Annotated in this window: 14 protein-coding genes; 6 read left to right on the top strand and 8 right to left on the bottom strand. The window is 72.5% G+C overall.

All coding sequences use genetic code 11. The features are described from left to right. Positions 1–127 precede the first annotated feature (127 nt). On the top strand, positions 128–2527 hold the full coding sequence (locus ACWGDE_RS24755) for an ABC transporter (RefSeq protein WP_453391209.1): 2400 nt from the start codon (positions 128–130) through the stop codon (positions 2525–2527). A gap of 24 nt (positions 2528–2551) precedes the next feature. Here the strand turns inward: ACWGDE_RS24755 and ACWGDE_RS24750 are convergent, their stop codons facing one another. The 5 genes from ACWGDE_RS24750 to ACWGDE_RS24730 form a co-directional block, all read right to left on the bottom strand. Then, positions 2552–2920 carry a cupin domain-containing protein gene (locus tag ACWGDE_RS24750; RefSeq protein ID WP_453391208.1) on the bottom strand — a complete coding sequence of 123 codons (369 nt, stop codon included), beginning with the start codon at positions 2918–2920 and terminating at the stop codon, positions 2552–2554. 101 nt (positions 2921–3021) lie between these two features. Then, the gene (locus tag ACWGDE_RS24745) at positions 3022–3669 is read right to left on the bottom strand and encodes a hypothetical protein (protein WP_453391207.1); all 648 of its coding nucleotides are present in this window, start codon (positions 3667–3669) and stop codon (positions 3022–3024) included. A gap of 94 nt (positions 3670–3763) precedes the next feature. Next, a complete protein-coding gene (locus ACWGDE_RS24740; protein WP_453391206.1) occupies positions 3764–4510 on the bottom strand; it encodes a succinate dehydrogenase/fumarate reductase iron-sulfur subunit in 747 nt (248 codons plus the stop codon). Further along, positions 4507–6528 carry a fumarate reductase/succinate dehydrogenase flavoprotein subunit gene (locus ACWGDE_RS24735; RefSeq protein WP_453391205.1) on the bottom strand — a complete coding sequence of 674 codons (2022 nt, stop codon included), beginning with the start codon at positions 6526–6528 and terminating at the stop codon, positions 4507–4509. The genes ACWGDE_RS24740 and ACWGDE_RS24735 overlap by 4 nt, the downstream gene beginning before the upstream one ends. Before the next feature lie 2 nt (positions 6529–6530). Further along, positions 6531–7235 (bottom strand): succinate dehydrogenase cytochrome b subunit, encoded by a 705-nt coding sequence (locus ACWGDE_RS24730; protein ID WP_453391204.1) that lies wholly within the window; start codon positions 7233–7235, stop codon positions 6531–6533. 95 nt (positions 7236–7330) lie between these two features. Here ACWGDE_RS24730 and ACWGDE_RS24725 point away from each other — a divergent pair, with 95 nt between their 5' ends. After that, positions 7331–8209, top strand: a complete 879-nt coding sequence (locus ACWGDE_RS24725; protein WP_453391203.1) for a LysR family transcriptional regulator — start codon at positions 7331–7333, stop codon at positions 8207–8209. 45 nt (positions 8210–8254) lie between these two features. Here the strand turns inward: ACWGDE_RS24725 and ACWGDE_RS24720 are convergent, their stop codons facing one another. Further along, the gene (locus ACWGDE_RS24720; protein WP_453391211.1) at positions 8255–8899 is read right to left on the bottom strand and encodes a TetR/AcrR family transcriptional regulator; all 645 of its coding nucleotides are present in this window, start codon (positions 8897–8899) and stop codon (positions 8255–8257) included. 111 nt (positions 8900–9010) lie between these two features. Between ACWGDE_RS24720 and ACWGDE_RS24715 the strand changes: the two genes are divergently transcribed. Beyond that, positions 9011–10087, top strand: a complete 1077-nt coding sequence (locus ACWGDE_RS24715) for an FAD-dependent monooxygenase (RefSeq protein ID WP_453391202.1) — start codon at positions 9011–9013, stop codon at positions 10085–10087. A gap of 6 nt (positions 10088–10093) precedes the next feature. Here the strand turns inward: ACWGDE_RS24715 and ACWGDE_RS24710 are convergent, their stop codons facing one another. Together ACWGDE_RS24710 and ACWGDE_RS24705 are read right to left on the bottom strand one after the other, a co-directional pair. Next, positions 10094–12289 (bottom strand): putative bifunctional diguanylate cyclase/phosphodiesterase, encoded by a 2196-nt coding sequence (locus tag ACWGDE_RS24710; RefSeq protein WP_453391201.1) that lies wholly within the window; start codon positions 12287–12289, stop codon positions 10094–10096. Next, complete coding sequence (locus ACWGDE_RS24705) at positions 12286–13116, bottom strand: SAM-dependent methyltransferase (RefSeq protein ID WP_453391210.1); 831 nt, start codon at positions 13114–13116, stop codon at positions 12286–12288. Before ACWGDE_RS24705 ends, ACWGDE_RS24710 begins: the two co-directional genes overlap by 4 nt. 881 nt (positions 13117–13997) lie before the next feature. On the opposite strand from ACWGDE_RS24705, the gene ACWGDE_RS24700 reads away from it, so the two are divergent. The 3 genes from ACWGDE_RS24700 (at position 13998) to ACWGDE_RS24690 (ending at position 15814) form a co-directional block, all read left to right on the top strand. Continuing rightward, the gene (locus tag ACWGDE_RS24700; RefSeq protein ID WP_453391200.1) at positions 13998–14153 is read left to right on the top strand and encodes a hypothetical protein; all 156 of its coding nucleotides are present in this window, start codon (positions 13998–14000) and stop codon (positions 14151–14153) included. Between the two features lie 60 nt (positions 14154–14213). Continuing rightward, entirely contained in the window at positions 14214–14984 is a 771-nt protein-coding gene (locus tag ACWGDE_RS24695; RefSeq protein WP_453391199.1) for a bestrophin-like domain, read from the top strand. A gap of 221 nt (positions 14985–15205) precedes the next feature. Beyond that, positions 15206–15814: a hypothetical protein gene (locus ACWGDE_RS24690; protein WP_453391198.1), complete on the top strand. Its 609-nt coding sequence runs from the start codon at positions 15206–15208 to the stop codon at positions 15812–15814. Positions 15815–15874 lie beyond the last annotated feature (60 nt).

Below are 15874 nucleotides of genomic sequence, written 5' to 3'. Positions count from 1 at the left end.
GGACCCGAGGCACCGGCGGGACCGCCCGGACTCGACGGGTCGGCCGGACTCGCCGGGCCGGCCGGAGTCGCCGGGCCGGCCGGACTCGCCGGGCCGGCCCCGGACCCGGGGCACTAAACTGGGGCGAATGCACCCGTCCGCCGCCCCCCACGCCCATGATCCCTACGTCCGCGTCCGCGGCGCCCGGGAGCACAACCTGCGCGGGGTCGACGTGGACGTCCCGCGCGACGCGCTGACCGTCTTCACCGGGGTCTCCGGCTCCGGCAAGAGCTCGCTGGCGTTCGGCACGATCTACGCCGAGGCCCAGCGGCGGTACTTCGAGTCCGTGGCCCCGTACGCCCGCCGCCTGATCCATCAGATCGGCGCGGCGAAGGTCGACTCGATCACCGGGCTGCCGCCCGCGGTCTCGCTGGAGCAGCGGCGCTCCTCGCCGGGCGCGCGGTCCTCGGTCGGCACGGTGACCACCCTGTCGAACTCCCTGCGGATGCTGTACTCGCGGGCCGGCTCCTATCCGCCGGGGGCGGAGCGCCTCGATTCCGACGCCTTCTCCCCCAACACCGCGGCCGGGGCCTGCCCTTCCTGCCACGGACTCGGACGGGTACACAGCACCAGCGAGGAACTCCTCGTCCCGGACGGAAACCTGTCGATCCGTCAAGGCGCCATCGCCGCCTGGCCGGGAGCCTGGCAGGGCAAGAACCTGCGCGACGTCCTCGAGGCGCTGGGGTACGGGGTGGACGTGCCGTGGCGCGAGCTCCCGGCGAGGGACCGCGAGTGGATCCTGTTCACCGAGGAGCAGCCGGTGGTCACCGTGCATCCCGTACGGGAGGCCGACCGGATCCAACGCCCTTACCAGGGCACGTACATGAGCGCCCACCGCTATGTGATGCGGACGTTCTCCGACAGCAAGAGCGCCACCCTGCGGGCCCGCGCCGAGAAGTTCCTGACGGACTCCCCCTGCCCGGTGTGCGAGGGCCTTCGGCTGCGTCCGGAGGCGCTGGCGGTGACCTTCGCGGGCCGCACCATCGCGGAGCTGGCGGCGCTGGCGCTGACCGACCTGGACGGCGTACTGGCCGCGGCGGACGGGGGCGGCGAGGCGGCCCGGGTGCTGACGCAGGACCTGCGCTCCCGGATCGGCCCCGTCACCGAACTCGGGCTGGGCTACCTCAGCCTGGACCGCGGCGCCCCGACCCTGTCGGCCGGGGAGCTGCAACGGCTGCGGCTGGCCACGCAGTTGCGGTCGGGTCTGTTCGGGGTGGTGTACGTACTGGACGAGCCGTCGGCGGGGCTCCACCCGGCCGACACCGAGGCGCTGCTCGGCGTGCTGGACCGGCTCAAGGAGGCCGGGAACACCGTGTTCGTGGTGGAGCACCATCTGGACGTGGTGCGGCACGCGGACTGGCTGGTGGAGGTCGGTCCGCTGGCCGGGGAGCACGGCGGGCGGGTGCTGTACAGCGGGCCGCCGCCGGGGCTGGCCGAGGTGGCGGATTCCGCGACGGCCCGGCACCTGTTCCGCACCCCGCGACAGGACGGACCGGCGCCGAGGCCGCCGCGGGAGGCGACCGGGGCCGTCCGGCTCAGCGGTGTGGACCTGCACAACCTCAGGGACGTGAGCGCCGAGTTCCCGCTCGGGGTGTTCACGGCCGTGACCGGGGTGTCGGGCTCCGGCAAGTCCACGCTGGTGGGCCGGGCGCTGGCGCGGGAGGCCGGCGAACGGCTGACCGACCCGGGGTTTCCGGTACGACGGCTGGTGGAGGTGGACCAGAAGCCGATCGGGCGCACCCCGCGCTCCAACCTGGCCACGTACACGGGTCTGTTCGACGTGGTGCGCCGGCTCTTCACGGCGACGCCGGAGTCGAAGGCGCGCGGCTGGAAGGCCGGCCGCTTCTCCTTCAACGTGCCGGGCGGCCGGTGCGAGTCCTGCCAGGGCGAGGGGTTCGTCTCGGTGGAGCTCATGTTCCTGCCCAGTACGTACGCCCCGTGTCCCGAATGCGGGGGCGCACGGTACAACGAGCAGACCCTGGAGGTGCGTTACTCGGGGCTGAACATCGCGGAGGTGCTGGCCCTGACGGTGGAGTCGGCGGCCTCCTTCTTCGCCGGGGTCCCGGCGGCCGAGCGGAGCCTGGCGGCGCTGTCGGACATCGGCCTGGGGTACCTGCGGCTCGGGCAGCCGGCCACGGAGCTGTCGGGCGGCGAGGCACAGCGCATCAAGCTGGCGACCGAACTCCAGCGGCTGCGCCGCGACCACACCCTGTACCTGCTGGACGAGCCCACGACGGGGCTCCACCCGGCCGACGCGGAAGTGCTGCTGCGGCAGTTGCACGGCCTGGTGGACGCCGGGCATTCGGTGGTGGTCGTGGAGCACGACATGGCGGTGGTGGCGGGCGCGGACTGGGTCATCGACCTGGGTCCGGGCGGCGGCGCGGAGGGCGGTGAGGTGGTGGCCGCGGGCACGCCCGCCGACGTGGCCCGCGCCACCGGCAGCCGTACGGCGCCCCATCTCGCGCGGGCGCTGGCCGCGCGGCGGTAGTCGGCGGGGTGGGGCGGCTCCGGGTCAGGCCGCGGGCTTGGCGAAGTTCCCGTAACCCTGCCAGTCGAGGACGACGCACGGTTCCTCGCCGAGCACCCAGGCATCGTGGCCGGGGTCGATCTGGATGAAGTCTCCGGGCTGCGCCTCGATGCTGTCACCGTCGTCCATGACGACCTTCATCCGGCCGCTGATGATGTAGCCGACGTGGGCGGCCTCGCAACTGTCCGTTCCGGCAATGGGCTTGATGTGCTGCGACCACTGCCATCCGGGCTCGAACACGGCCCGTCCGACGGGCCCGTGATCGGTGTTCAGCAGGTCGAGCCTGCCCTTGCCGTCCTCGAACCGACGTGTCTCGTCGGCGGAGTCGAAACCCCTTCGCACGATGCCAGACATGATCGTCGACCTCCAGGCGCACGACTGCCCCGAGTCCACTTCTCAGCGTACGCCCGTACCTCGCAGTCCTCCTGGCGGGCCGGGCGGGGCCACCGGACGGTCTACGCGTCCCCCGCGAGCAGGTGCTGCGGCAGCTCGCGGAAGCTCCACACGCCCTGCCTGCGGGTGAACGTCCACACCAGGTCGTAGCGGTCGGGCCAGGCGGCGGGCAGCCCGAGGACGTCCTGCGCCCCCAGGGCCCGGATCAGGCGGGGCATGCCGGTGTGCTCCCAGCAGACGAGCACCGGCATCCGCGTGGCGAGCACCGCGCGGGCCAGGGCGGGCTCGGCCCCGAGGCCGTACTCGGTGCGGACCTTCGTTCCGAGCGCCGTGGCCAGTGCCTCCACGGTCTGCCGGCAGCGCGCGGGCGCCCCTGCCTTGCCGCCGGCCGCGAAGACGGCTTCGGGGCGGGGCAGGCCGGCGCCGCGGGCCGGCGGGAAGAGGGTGGGCAGCTCCTGGGCCCGGCGCCATCCCCGGACCGCGAGGAAGCCGGGGTCCTCGTTGCCCTCGTCGTCCTCGCCGGTGTCCCCGGCGTACGGCTTCTCGGCGTGCCGGATCAGCATCACCAGGGCGTCCTTGGCGGCCTCGGGGCCGGGGCGCGGGGTGCGGGGCCGCTCCTCCCCGGTGCAGCCGGCCGCCACCAGGGGGGTCAGGGCGGCGGCCAGCACGGTGCGGCGGCGCGGGCCGTGGCCGGCGGGGGCTCGGGACATGGGGCCCACTGTCGCCCATGTCCGGGAGGGCGGCCGGTCACGGCACGGCGGGTACCGCCGCCGTCATCCGATCGGCGGACCGGGGGTGGGCGGGTCAGCGCGGTCCCTGGCGCACCGCCCTCAGCCACTCCTTGTTCATGGCGGCGATCGACGGGAGCGGGATCCCCTTGGGGCAGGCGGTCGCGCACTCGCCCGTCAGGGTGCAGCCTCCGAAGCCCTCCGCGTCCATGGTGGCCACCATGTCCAGTACCCGGGTCTCGCGCTCCGGCGAGCCCTGCGGCAGCACGTTGAGGTGGTTGATCTTGGCGGAGGTGAAGAGCATCGCGGAGCCGTTGGGGCAGGCCGCCACGCAGGCCCCGCAGCCGATGCACTCGGCGTGCTCGAAGGCGTGATCGGCGACCGGCTTGGGTACGGCGGTGGCGTGCGCCTCGGGGGCGGCGCCGGTCGGCGCGGTGATGTAGCCGCCGGCCTGGATGATCCGGTCGAAGGCGCCCCGGTCGACCACGAGGTCCTTGACGACGGGGAAGGCGGAGGCCCGCCACGGTTCGACGTCGATGGTGTCGCCGTCGGCGAAGGAGCGCATGTGGAGCTGGCAGGTGGTGGTGCGCTCCGGCCCGTGGGCGTCGCCGTTGATGACGAGGCTGCAGGCTCCGCAGATGCCCTCGCGGCAGTCGTGGTCGAAGGCGACCGGGTCCTCGCCGCGCAGGATCAGTTCCTCGTTGAGGGTGTCGAGCATCTCGAGGAACGACATGTCCGCGGAGATGTTGTCGACCTCGTACGAGGCCATGGTGCCGGGGGCGTCGGCGTTCTGCTGGCGCCAGACGCGCAGGGTGAGCTTCATGCGTAGCTCCGCTGGGTGGGGTGGACGTACTCGAAGACGAGGTCTTCCTTGTGCAGGACGGGGGCGGCGCCGGTTCCGGTGTACTGCCAGGCGGCGGCGTACCCGAACTCCTCGTCGCGGCGGGCGGCTTCGCCGTCCGGGGTCTGGGACTCCTCGCGGAAGTGGCCGCCGCAGGACTCGGCGCGGTGGAGGGCGTCGAGGCACATCAGCTCGGCGAGCTCGAGGTAGTCGACGATGCGGTTGGCCTTCTCCAGCGACTGGTTGAACTCCTCGCCGCTGCCCGGAACCTTGATCCGCTTCCAGAACTCCTCGCGGATCTCGGGGATGCGGGCGAGGGCCTTGCGCAGCCCTTCCTCGGTGCGGGCCATCCCGCAGTACTCCCACATGAGTTCACCGATCTCGCGGTGGAAGGAGTCGGGGGTGCGGTCCCCGTCTACGGCGAGCAGCTTGGCGAGGCAGTCGCGGGTCTCGCGGACGGCGGCCGCGGCCTCGGGGTGGCTGTCGTCGACGGGTTCGCGGTGCGGGTGGCGGGCCAGGTAGTCGTTGATGGTGGAGGGGAGGACGAAGTAGCCGTCGCCGAGGCCCTGCATGAGGGCGGAGGCGCCGAGGCGGTTGGCCCCGTGGTCGGAGAAGTTGGCCTCGCCGATCGCGAACAGGCCCGGGACGGTGGTCTGGAGGTCGTAGTCGACCCACAGTCCGCCCATCGTGTAGTGCACGGCGGGGTAGATCCGCATGGGGACCTCGTACGGGTTCTCCGCGGTGATCCGCTCGTACATGTCGAAGAGGTTGCCGTACTTCTCGGCGACCTTCTCCTTGCCCATGCGGCGGATGGCGTCGGCGAAGTCGAGGTAGACGCCCTCGCCGCCGGGTCCGACGCCGCGGCCCTCGTCGCAGACGTTCTTGGCGGCGCGGGAGGCGATGTCGCGGGGCACGAGGTTGCCGAAGGAGGGGTAGATCCGCTCCAGGTAGTAGTCGCGCTCCGCCTCGGGGATCTCGGCGGCGGGGCGGTTGTCGCCCTTGGCCTTGGGGACCCAGATGCGGCCGTCGTTGCGCAGCGACTCGCTCATCAGCGTCAGCTTGGACTGGTGGTCGCCGGTGCGCGGGATGCAGGTGGGGTGGATCTGGGTGAAGCAGGGGTTGGCGAAGTACGCGCCGCGCCGGTGCGCCCGCCAGACGGCGGTCGCATTGGAGTTCATGGCGTTGGTGGAGAGGTAGAAGACGTTGCCGTAGCCGCCGCTGGCGAGGACGACCGCGTCCGCGTAGTACGTGTCGATCTTGCCGGTGACCAGGTCCCGGGCGACGATGCCGCGGGCCACGCCGTCGACGGTGATCAGGTCGAGCATCTCGGTGCGGGCGTGCAGCTCCACGTTGCCGGCGGCGATCTGCCGGGAGAGCGCCTGGTAGGCGCCGAGGAGCAGCTGCTGTCCGGTCTGGCCGCGGGCGTAGAAGGTGCGGGAGACCTGGACGCCGCCGAAGGAGCGGGTGTCGAGGAGGCCGCCGTACTCGCGGGCGAAGGGGACGCCCTGGGCCACGCACTGGTCGATGATCTCGACGGAGATCTGGGCGAGCCGGTGGACGTTGGACTCGCGGGCGCGGAAGTCGCCGCCCTTGACGGTGTCGTAGAAGAGGCGGTGTACGGAGTCGCCGTCGTTGCGGTAGTTCTTGGCGGCGTTGATGCCGCCCTGGGCGGCGATGGAGTGGGCCCGGCGCGGGGAGTCGGAGAAGCAGAACTGGACCACGTGGTAGCCCTGTTCGGCGAGGGTGGCGCCGGCAGCGCCGCCGGCCAGTCCGGTGCCGACGACGATGACGGTGTGCCCGCGCCGGTTCGCCGGGTTGACGAGCTTGGCCTCGAAGCGGCGGCGGTCCCAGCGCTCGGCGATGGGGCCTTCGGGGGCCTTGGTGTCGGCTATCGGCTCGCCGGTGGTGTAGTCGGCGTAGGTCGTGGCCGTGTTCTCGCCGTCGTCGCCGGTGTCCGCGCCGGTGTGGTCGCCGGTCGTCTCGTTGGTCTTCTCGCTCATGGTCAGCTCACCACTCCGGTCATGACGGCGACGGGTACGGACACGAAGCCCGCGAAGAGGACGAGGGCCAGGGCGTTGGCCAGGAACTTCAGGGTCCGCTCGCGCCGGGCGTTGCCGGCGCCCAGGGTCTGGGCGGCGCTCCAGAAGCCGTGGCGGACGTGGAGGCCCAGGGCGGCCATCGCCACGAGGTAGACGGTGTTGCCGTACCAGGTGGAGAAGGTGGCCAGGACGTTCTCGTACGGGTGCCCGGCCCAGGCGCGCTCGTTGACGGTGAGCGTGGTGAGGTCGAGCAGGTGCCAGACGATGAAGAGGGCGAGGATGACGCCGCCCCAGCGCATGGTGCGGGTGGCGTAACTGGCCCGGCGGCGCTTGTGGGCGTACTTCACCGGGCGCGCCTTGATGTCGCGGCGGCTGAGCTGGTAGGCGCAGACCCCGTGGGCGAGGACGGCGGCGACCAGGGCCACGCGGACGATCCACAGGGCCCACTCGTGGTGGAGGACGGGGGCGCCGAGGGTGCGCAGCCAGTGCGCGTAGCCGTTGAACTCCTCCGGCCCGAAGAAGATCTTCAGGTTGCCGAGCATGTGCGCGACGAGGTACCCGAGCATGATCAGGCCGGATACGGCCATCACGGACTTCTTGCCGACGGTGGAGTCCCAGAGCGTTCGCGTGGTGGACGGCCGTCGACCCGTCCGCGTTGCCAGAGCCATGACACAGACCGTAGGGACGAAGGTCCCGAAAGGTCCAAGACATGGTGGAGCTGAAGTCGATAGGTGCAGCCTATTTACCTCGCTACGCTGGGACGATGCAGTTCCAGCAGCTCGTCTACTTCGTCGCGGTCGCCGAGACCCGCCACTTCACCCGCGCCGCCGAGCGCGAGCACGTGGCCCAGCCGTCGCTGTCCCAGCAGATCAAGGCACTGGAGCGGGAGCTGGGCGCCGAGCTGTTCAGCCGGGCGCGCGGGAACATCGCGCTCACCGACGCGGGCGAGGCCCTGCTGCCGCTGGCCCGCCGGATCCTCGCGGACGCCGACACCGCGCGGCTGGAGGTCCAGGAGCTGGCGCAGCTGCGGCGCGGCCGGGTCCGGCTGGGGGCCACGCCGAGTGTGTGCACGGGCCTGCTGCCGGACGTGCTGCGGGCCTTCCACGCCGCGCATCCCGGGATCGAGCTGCTGATCGAGGAGAGCGGCTCGCTGGACCTCGTACGGGAACTCGCGCGCGGGGCCCTGGACCTGGCGCTGATCGCCCTGCCGCTGCCGCCGTCGGCTCCGGCGCTGACGACGGTGGAGCTGCTCACGGAGGACCTCGTGGTGGTCTCCTCCGCGACCCTGCCGCCCCCGGCGGGCGGCGGTCCGCTCACCGTCCGGGAGCTGCGCGACGAGCCGATGGTGATGTTCCGGCACGGCTACGACCTGCGGGACCTCACGGTGGCCGCGTGCCGGGCGGAGGGCTTCGAGCCGGTGTTCACGGTGGAGGGCGGCGAGATGGACGCGGTCCTGGGCTTCGTCCGCGCGGGGCTGGGCATCGCGGTGGTCCCGGCGATGGTCGTGGACCACGCGGGGCCGGGTCTGCGCGCCACTCCCCTGGCGGGCTCCCCGCTGCGCCGGACGATCGCCCTGGCGCACCGGACCGATGTCGCGCCCCCGCGTGCGGCCCGCGAACTCAAGCGCATGCTGGTGGGCTGAGGGCGGGCGCCCGGGACGGGGCGGGGGCGGGGGACCCGGGGTGCGTCAGGACGCGCGTACGGGCAGGGCCTTGTCGAGGCCGTCGGCCAGCATCATGAAGGCCCGGCCGGCGTCGGTCACCGCGGCCGGGTAGGCCTCGTCCGCGCTCAGGCCCGAGTCCATCCGCCGCCAGTTCTCCCGGCCCAGTTCGTGGCGGACCGCCACCAGGTGGATGGCCGCCAGCCGCGCGGACAGCGGCGGGACCGCCTCCTCCTCCAGCACGGCGGCGAGCAGTTCCACCTCGCGGGCGCCGTAGTGCTGCATCCGCGCTTCGAGGCCGGCGGTGGTGTAGAGCATCCGCTGGAAGGCGAGCACGTTCGGGTGGTCGCACAGGCCGGTGATCGGATCCCGCTCGGCGAGGGCGGCCTGGAAATGCGCGTGGAGCGCACCGACGGGGCCTTGGCCGGCGGGCCGTTCGCGCACGATGCGCGCGGCCTCGTCCTGGTGGTCGGCGAACCGGTCGAGGACGAGGTCCTCCTTGGTCGGGAAGTACCGGAAGAGCGTGGGCTTGGAGACCTCCGCCGCCGCGGCCACGTCTGCCACGGACACGGCGTCGAACCCACGCTCCAGGAACAGCTCCAGCGCCGTGGCCGCCAAATGCTGACGCGTACGCAGCTTCTTGCTCTCGCGCAGACCCGTCACGTTCTCCATTTCCATGCGGCACAGCATAGCACAGATACGTGACCGGGTTAATTTCGTGACCGGGTTGCATTTTCTCGGTCGAGGCGCTTTCCTTGAGGCACCGACGACGAGAGGCTTCCGATGAACGACGTGACCGACGTACTGATCGCGGGATCCGGCCCCACCGGACTGACGCTCGCCTGCGACCTGGCCCGCCGCGGCATCGGCGTGCGGGTCGTGGAGGAGCGCACCGCACCCCACCGCGAATCCCGCGGCAAAGGGCTCACCCCGGGCAGCGTGGAGACCTTCGGGGAACTCGGGGTCGCCGAACGCCTGAAGGCCGTCGGCCGGGGCAGCACCGTCCTGCGCAAGTACTTCGACGGGGCGCACATCAGCGATACCGCCGTCGAGGGCGGTCTGCTCATAGGTCAGTGGCAGGTCGAGGAGGCGCTGCGCGACCGGCTCGCCGAACTGGGCGTGCGCGTCGAGTACGGGAACCGGCTGACCGGCATCGCGCAGGACGGCTCCGGGGTCGAGGCGGAGCTGGCGGACGGCACCGTGATCCGGGCCCGCCATCTGGCCGGGTGCGACGGCGGCCGCAGCACGACCCGGCGGCTGCTCGGGATCTCCTTCGAGGGCTACACCGTCCCGGAGCAGGCCATGGTGCTCGGGGACGTGCGGGCGCCGGGGCTGAGCCGGGAGTTCTGGCACCAGTGGTTCACCTCGGACGGCGGCGGCATGCTGCTGTGCCCGATGCCGGGGACCGACACCTTCCAGCTCCAGGCCTCCCCCGAGCCGGACGAGCGGGGCGAGCCCCTGCCGCCGTCGGTGGAGAGCTTCCAGCGGCTCTTCGACCGCCACGCGCGGATGCCCGGCATAAAGCTGGAGGAGGCCGGGTGGCTCTCGTTCTGGCGGGTCAACGTCCGCATGGCCGACCGGATGCGCGAGGGCCGGGTCTTCCTCGCCGGGGACGCGGCACACGTCCACCCGATAGCCGGCGGGCTCGGGATGAACACGGGCGTCGAGGACGCCCGCGCCCTCGCCCGGACGCTGGCCGCCGCCCTCGCCGGGCCGGCCGGGGAAGAAGCCCTCGACGCCTACGAGGCCGAGCGGCTGCCGGCCGCCGCCGCGCTGCTGACGGACACCGCCCGGCGGCACGAGCGCGTGGCGGAGGCCGTGCACACGCCCGGCCGGGGCACGGAGGCGGGCATGGAGTGAGGGCCGTCAGGTGCTCGTGGGCACCGCGTCCGAGAGGGACAGGGTGTGGATGCGGTCCGGGGCGCCGGGGCGGGCGTAGTACCAGCCCTGGGCCGTATCGCAGCCGAGGGCCCGGAGCTGGGCCGCCTGGGCACCGGTTTCCACGCCCTCGACCGTGACGGCGAGTTCGAGGCTGTGGGCCAGGGCCACGATCCCCTCCACGATCTTGACGTCGACCGGGTTGGCCGGCTCCTGCTGCATGCCCTTGGTGAAGGAACGATCCAGCTTCAGGACGCTGACGGGCAGCCGCCGCAGGTTGGCCAGGTTCGAGTACCCCGTGCCGAAGTCGTCCAGGGCGATGTCCACACCGAGTGCCGCGAGCCGGCGCAGCGGTTCGAGGAGTTCGTCGTCGGCTCCGATCAGGGCCGACTCGGTGACCTCCAGGCACAGCGTCCCCGGGGCCAGGCCCGAGGACTCCAGGACTCGGATCGTGTCGGCCACCAGGCCGGGGTGGTGCAGCTGGGTGGGCGACAGGTTGACGTTGATCCGCAGCCTGGCGCCGCCGTTCTGGTGCTGCCAGTTGCGCGCCTGGCGCACGGACTCCTCCAGCACCCAGCGGCCGAGCGGAACGATCAGCCCGGTGCGTTCGGCGAGCGGGATGAAGCGGTCCGGGCCGAGCACCCCGTGCTGCGGGTGCGACCAGCGCACCAGCGCCTCCGCGCCGTGCACGCTTCCGTCGTGCATGTGCACCAGCGGCTGGTACTCGATGAAGAACTCGCCGCGTTCCAGCGCCGCGGGCAGGGCGTTGGTCAGCCCGTGCCGGGTGATGGCCCGCGCGTCGGCCTCCGCGTCCGCGAACTCGAAGCGGTTGCCGCCGGCCGCCTTGGCCCGGTACATGGTGATGTCGGCGCTGCGCAGCACCTCGGCCGGGGTCCGCTCGCGCGCCGCTCCCTCGACGATCCCGATGCTGCCCCGGACCGTGAGCTCACGGCCCTCCAGCCGGATCGGGACCGAGAGCGCGGAGAGTATCCGCACGGCGAGCTCGGTGGCCTTCTCCTCGGTGTCCGGGCCGGTGGTCAGCGCCACGAACTCGTCCCCGCCGAGCCGGGCGACCACCTCTCCGGGGCCGGTCGCGCAGCTCTGCAGCCGGTCGGCGACCTCCACCAGGAGCCGGTCCCCCGCCGAGTGGCCGAGGCTGTCGTTGACCGCCTTGAAGCCGTCGAGGTCGAGGTAGCACAGGCCGAAACGGGTGCTGCCGGCCCCGCCGAGCGCCTTCTCCAGCCGCTCGAAGAAGAGCGTCCGGTTGGGCAGGCCGGTCAGGGCGTCGTGGGTGGCCTCGTAGCGCAGGCGCAGGTTGAGGAGGCGGCGCTCGGTGGTGTCCTCCATCAGGGCCAGCTGGTACTGCGGGACGCCCTCGGCGTCGCGCAGCAGCGAGACCGTCAGGTTGGTCCACAGGACCGTCCCGTCGTGCCGGTAGTACGGCTTCTCGACGCGGTAGCTCTCGCGTTCGCCGCGCACCAGCTCGCCGTACATCCGCCACACGTGCGGGGTGTCGTCGGGGTGGCCCCATTCGCTGACGTTGCGGCCGCGGACGTGCCCGTCCATGCCGCCGAACATCTGCAGCAGCGCGTCGTTGACCTCCAGGACGTTGCCCTCCAGGTCGGCGATGCCGATCCCGATGGCCGCCCCCTCGAAGACGGCCCGGAAGCGGGCCTCGCTGGCGTGCAGCGCCTGCTGGGCGTCGATGCGGGCGGTCAGCGCGGAGCGGGCGATGGCCTCCTGCTCCCGCAGGGTGCGCTCGCGCAGGGCGCGGGCGAATCCGGCCGCGATGGCGTGCTGGAGGCGGGCGCACCGGGACCGGTACTCCTCGGTGCCCTCGATCCCCTCGGCGTCGGGGCCCTCGGGCCCGCAGTACAGCACCAGGTAGGACTCGACCACGCCGAGGGTGCCGGCGAGGGCCTCGGGGTCGGTGCAGTGCACGGCGACGAGTTCCGCGCCGACCCGCTGGCCGACGGTGGCGTCGAAGGGGCGTGCGCGCAGGGCCTCGACGAGGGTGCGGGTGAGGGGTACGAGGTGCTGCTCGAACTCGGGGCGGGTGAGCGAGGTGGCCGTGACGGGGAAGATCGCCCGTCCCCAGATGGTCGCGAACCGGCCGATGCGGTCCTCCAGGGCGCCCTGCGGGGCTCCCGGGTCGCCCGCCGTCTGCTGTGCCGGCAGTCTCACGCCTTGCGTCCCACTCCTGCGAAGCCCGAGAAGGCGTACGGGTCTTCGTCCGTGGTGTCGTCCTCGGGGCCGTCGGGGCCGTCGGGCCGCCAGTTGGGCATGGCCACCAGACCGGGCTCGAGCAGCTCGAAGCCCTCGAAGAAGCGCCCGATCTGCTCCGCGTCGCGCATGACGAGGGGGTTGCGGATGTCCCGGTAGACGCCGACGGCACCGCCGGCGACCTCCTGCGAGAGCGGGATTCCCTCGTACGAGGCGTGCGTGAGGATCAGGAGGCTGCCGGGGGCCAGCGCGTCGCGCAGCGCGGCGACGGCGGCGTGCGGGTCGTCCGCGTCCTCCAGGAAGTGCAGGACGGCGACGAGCAGCAGGGCCACGGGGCGGCTCAGGTCGAGCACCTGGCCGACCTCGGGAGAGTTCAGGATCTCCTGCGGCTTGCGCAGGTCGGCGGCGACGACTCCGGTCCGCTCGGTGCCGGCCAGGACCGCCTGGCTGTGGGCGACGGCCACCGGGTCGTGGTCGACGTAGACCACGTGCGCCTCGGGGGTGGCGGCCTGCGCGATCTCGTGGACGTTGCCGAAGGTGGGGATGCCGGAGCCGATGTCGAGGAACTGCGTGACGCCCCCGGCCACGGCGTAGCGGACGGCGCGGCGCATGAATGCCCGGTTGGCCTGCATGATCTTGGGCAGGCCCGGCATGAATTCCATGGCGCGACGGGCCGCCTGCCTGTCGACCTCGAAATTGTGGGAGCCGCCCAGGTAGTAATCGTAGATGCGGGACACACTCGGCACCGATATGTCGATGCCTGGCGGGGCCCAGGCGGGGCGCTCCATCGGGGTCTCCAAGCCGTAGTCCTGCTGCGGTCCGGGCGGGGTCGGACTCCTGTCCGAGCCGAATCTACTGATCATTGCCCAACGGAGCGAGCGAAAGCGGAAATTGCCGATCCGTTCTTCGTCACATGCCAAAGGCGTGGGCGCACGGTGTTGCGGAATGACCGAAACCGACAAATACCTTTTGAGAAAAGGCAGATGCCCGATCGGGTTCGCTCGGAATCTGGCTCAAACCTCCGTAGCCAAAGCCTCACCCGTTCAGGCGAACCCCGCGCAACCTTCCCGCGCGCGGGCGCGCGCGAACCCATGATCCCCAGGTGAAAAGAGCCTCTTCCAGGCGCCTGTTGGCGGTCCCGGTCCTGCTGTGGGCCGCACTGTCCGCGACACCGGCCATGGCCGATAGCCGCGCCCCCACGAAGGCCGATGCCGACGACGGTGCGAGCGTCGTCAGGCAGGTCGCGTCCGCCGTCGCCACCGCGGCCGGAGCCGGCCGGGGTGGCGGACATCACGGCGGCCAGGGCGAAATCGGCGCTCCCGGCATCCCGGGCGGCGGCCACGGGACCCCCTGGGGCCACGGCACCCCCTGGGGTCCCGGCTTCCCCTGGGGCCACGGCGGACATCACGGCGGGGGCCATCACGGCGACCACCCCTGCCCGCCTCCGCCTCCCCCGCCGTGCCCGCCGAAGCCACCCCCCAAGCCCACTCCCCCACCACCGCCACCACCACCGGCCCCCGCCCCGCCGCCTCCGCCACCGCCACCGCCACCGCCACCGCCACCGCCCGCACCGAAGCCCGTACCCGAGCCCCCCGAACCGGCCCCGCCCGTCCCGGCCAAGGCACCCGTCGTCCCGAAGCCCGCCCCGCCGGCTCCCCCGCCCCCCGCGGTGGTCCCCGCGTCCGCCCCCAAGAAGGCGGTCGCACGCCCCGCGTACCACGCGTCGGCCCGCAAACCGGTCGAGCACCACGTCTCTCCGGTCACCTTCACCTTGATGACCGCGGCCCCCGCCGTGGTCGCGATCATCGCGCTGCGCCCGCGCTAGTGCCGCGCCCGCGCCCGCGCCCGCGCCAGACACCCTCGCCCGAAAAAATTTGGAGTCATCTTGTCGGAATGGCTCGTCCTGTCCCTCGCGATGGCCGCCGCGTGTGCCGTGGTGCTGTCCATCGCCTTCTTCAACCAACGCCGGATCGGCGATGACGACGATCCCAGCGAGACCCCGGACGTCATCGAGTACATGACGATGATGATCGGCGTGATCTACGCGATCGTGCTGGGCCTGGCGATCGCCGGCGTCTGGGAAGGCCGCGGCGCCGCGCAGGAGTACGTGCGCCAGGAGTCCCAGGCCCTGCACGAGATCAGCGTCCGCTCCGAGGTCTACCCGGCCGAGGTGCGCAAGAGGATCCGGGCCGACGTGGACGCCTACGTGACGTTCGTCGTGGACACCGAATGGAAAGAGATGGCCGACAGCGGCAATCTCACCGACCGCAGCGGCGAGCTGCTCGAACGCGTCCGCCGTGACGTGACGGACTACGAACCGCAGACCGACCACGAGGGCCAGGCCTACCAGCCGCTCGTCGACCAGGTCGCCGTGGTCGACGACGCCCGCAACGCACGCGGCCAGAGCGCCGGGGCCACCATGCCCGGGGTGGTCTGGTTCGGCCTGATCGCCGGGGCCCTGGTGACGGTGGGCCTGATCTTCACCCTGCAGATCAGGCGTTCCTTCCGGGAGCTGCTGCTGGCGGGCCTCTTCAGCGCGCTGATCGCCTTCCTGCTGTTCCTCATCTGGGACTTCGACGCCCCCTTCGGCCGGGGCATCGCCGCCAGCGCCGAACCGTTCCTCGCGCAGTTCCCGCATCTGGGCCTGCACGACTGACCTCGCGCCGTCCCCTCGGGGGCGTTTCCCGGATCTCCGTGGCCCCGGCAAACCGGGGGCGGGCCTCCCGTCCCCGGTTCGGCCTACCGCTATGCCCCATTCGCCCGTTCCTGATCGCGGGCCACCGCACCCGCGCCTAGCGTGGCGGACATCGAGGCGCACGACCCCCCACGTGCGGAAACCGTTCCGCGGCTGCTCCTCGGGGATCCGGAGAATCAACCATGGGCGCGATACGCACCTCCCCCACGGCCCTGTTGGGCGCCGCCGCCGCGAGCGCCGCCCTCGTACTCGGCGCGGTCGCCGCACCCGCCGCGAGCGCCGCCGAAGCGGCGCCCATCACCTCGTTCGGCTTCGCCGTCACCCCTTCGACGGTCGCCCCCGGCGGCCAGGTGGTGCTGTCCGTCACCGGCTGCAACGCCGCCTTCGCCACCGCCTCCTCCGGGGTCTTCGACACCGTGAGCATCGAGCGGGGCAAGACCGTACGGGTCACCGTGGACCGGGACGCCCGGCGCGGAGCCCAGTACTCCGTCTCCTTCACCTGCAACGGCGAGACCGGCTCCACCGATCTGACGATCGCGGGCGGCACCAGCAGGCCCACCACCAGCTCCACCGCCGGACACCGTACGGGCTCCAGCGCGGGCACGGGCACGAGCGCGGGCACCGGTACGGGCGCTTCGCGCCGGGCCACCCTCGGCGTGCGCGGCGGCCTCGGCGGCAGCGTGGCCGGGCTGAACCCGCTGGAACTCGCCGCCGGCGGGGGGCTGGTCCTCGGCGGGCTGGTCGGCCTGGGCTTCGCCCTGCGCCGCCGCGACATCCGCCGCATCCACTGAATCCGCCGGCCGCCTCCACCCCCAACCGCCGGTCGCCCCGAGTCCTGACCAGGATCGGGG

It is taken from the genome of Streptomyces sp. NPDC054956, assembly GCF_053609185.1.
Note: the sequence above shows the minus strand (reverse complement) of the source record. Positions and strands in the feature narration are given on the sequence as shown.

Excerpts from the sequence above, each read along its gene's own strand:
- ACWGDE_RS24735 (WP_453391205.1), bottom strand. The coding sequence starts at position 6,528 with ATGAGCGAGAAGACCAACGAGACGACCGGCGACCACACCGGCGCGGAC.
- ACWGDE_RS24725 (WP_453391203.1), top strand. The coding sequence starts at position 7,331 with ATGCAGTTCCAGCAGCTCGTCTACTTCGTCGCGGTCGCCGAGACCCGC.
- ACWGDE_RS24720 (WP_453391211.1), bottom strand. The coding sequence starts at position 8,899 with ATGGAGAACGTGACGGGTCTGCGCGAGAGCAAGAAGCTGCGTACGCGT.
- ACWGDE_RS24705 (WP_453391210.1), bottom strand. The coding sequence starts at position 13,116 with ATGGAGCGCCCCGCCTGGGCCCCGCCAGGCATCGACATATCGGTGCCG.
- ACWGDE_RS24690 (WP_453391198.1), top strand. The coding sequence starts at position 15,206 with ATGGGCGCGATACGCACCTCCCCCACGGCCCTGTTGGGCGCCGCCGCC.
- ACWGDE_RS24730 (WP_453391204.1), bottom strand. The coding sequence starts at position 7,235 with ATGGCTCTGGCAACGCGGACGGGTCGACGGCCGTCCACCACGCGAACG.
- ACWGDE_RS24740 (WP_453391206.1), bottom strand. The coding sequence starts at position 4,510 with ATGAAGCTCACCCTGCGCGTCTGGCGCCAGCAGAACGCCGACGCCCCC.
- ACWGDE_RS24715 (WP_453391202.1), top strand. The coding sequence starts at position 9,011 with ATGAACGACGTGACCGACGTACTGATCGCGGGATCCGGCCCCACCGGA.
- ACWGDE_RS24745 (WP_453391207.1), bottom strand. The coding sequence starts at position 3,669 with ATGTCCCGAGCCCCCGCCGGCCACGGCCCGCGCCGCCGCACCGTGCTG.
- ACWGDE_RS24755 (WP_453391209.1), top strand. The coding sequence starts at position 128 with ATGCACCCGTCCGCCGCCCCCCACGCCCATGATCCCTACGTCCGCGTC.
- ACWGDE_RS24750 (WP_453391208.1), bottom strand. The coding sequence starts at position 2,920 with ATGTCTGGCATCGTGCGAAGGGGTTTCGACTCCGCCGACGAGACACGT.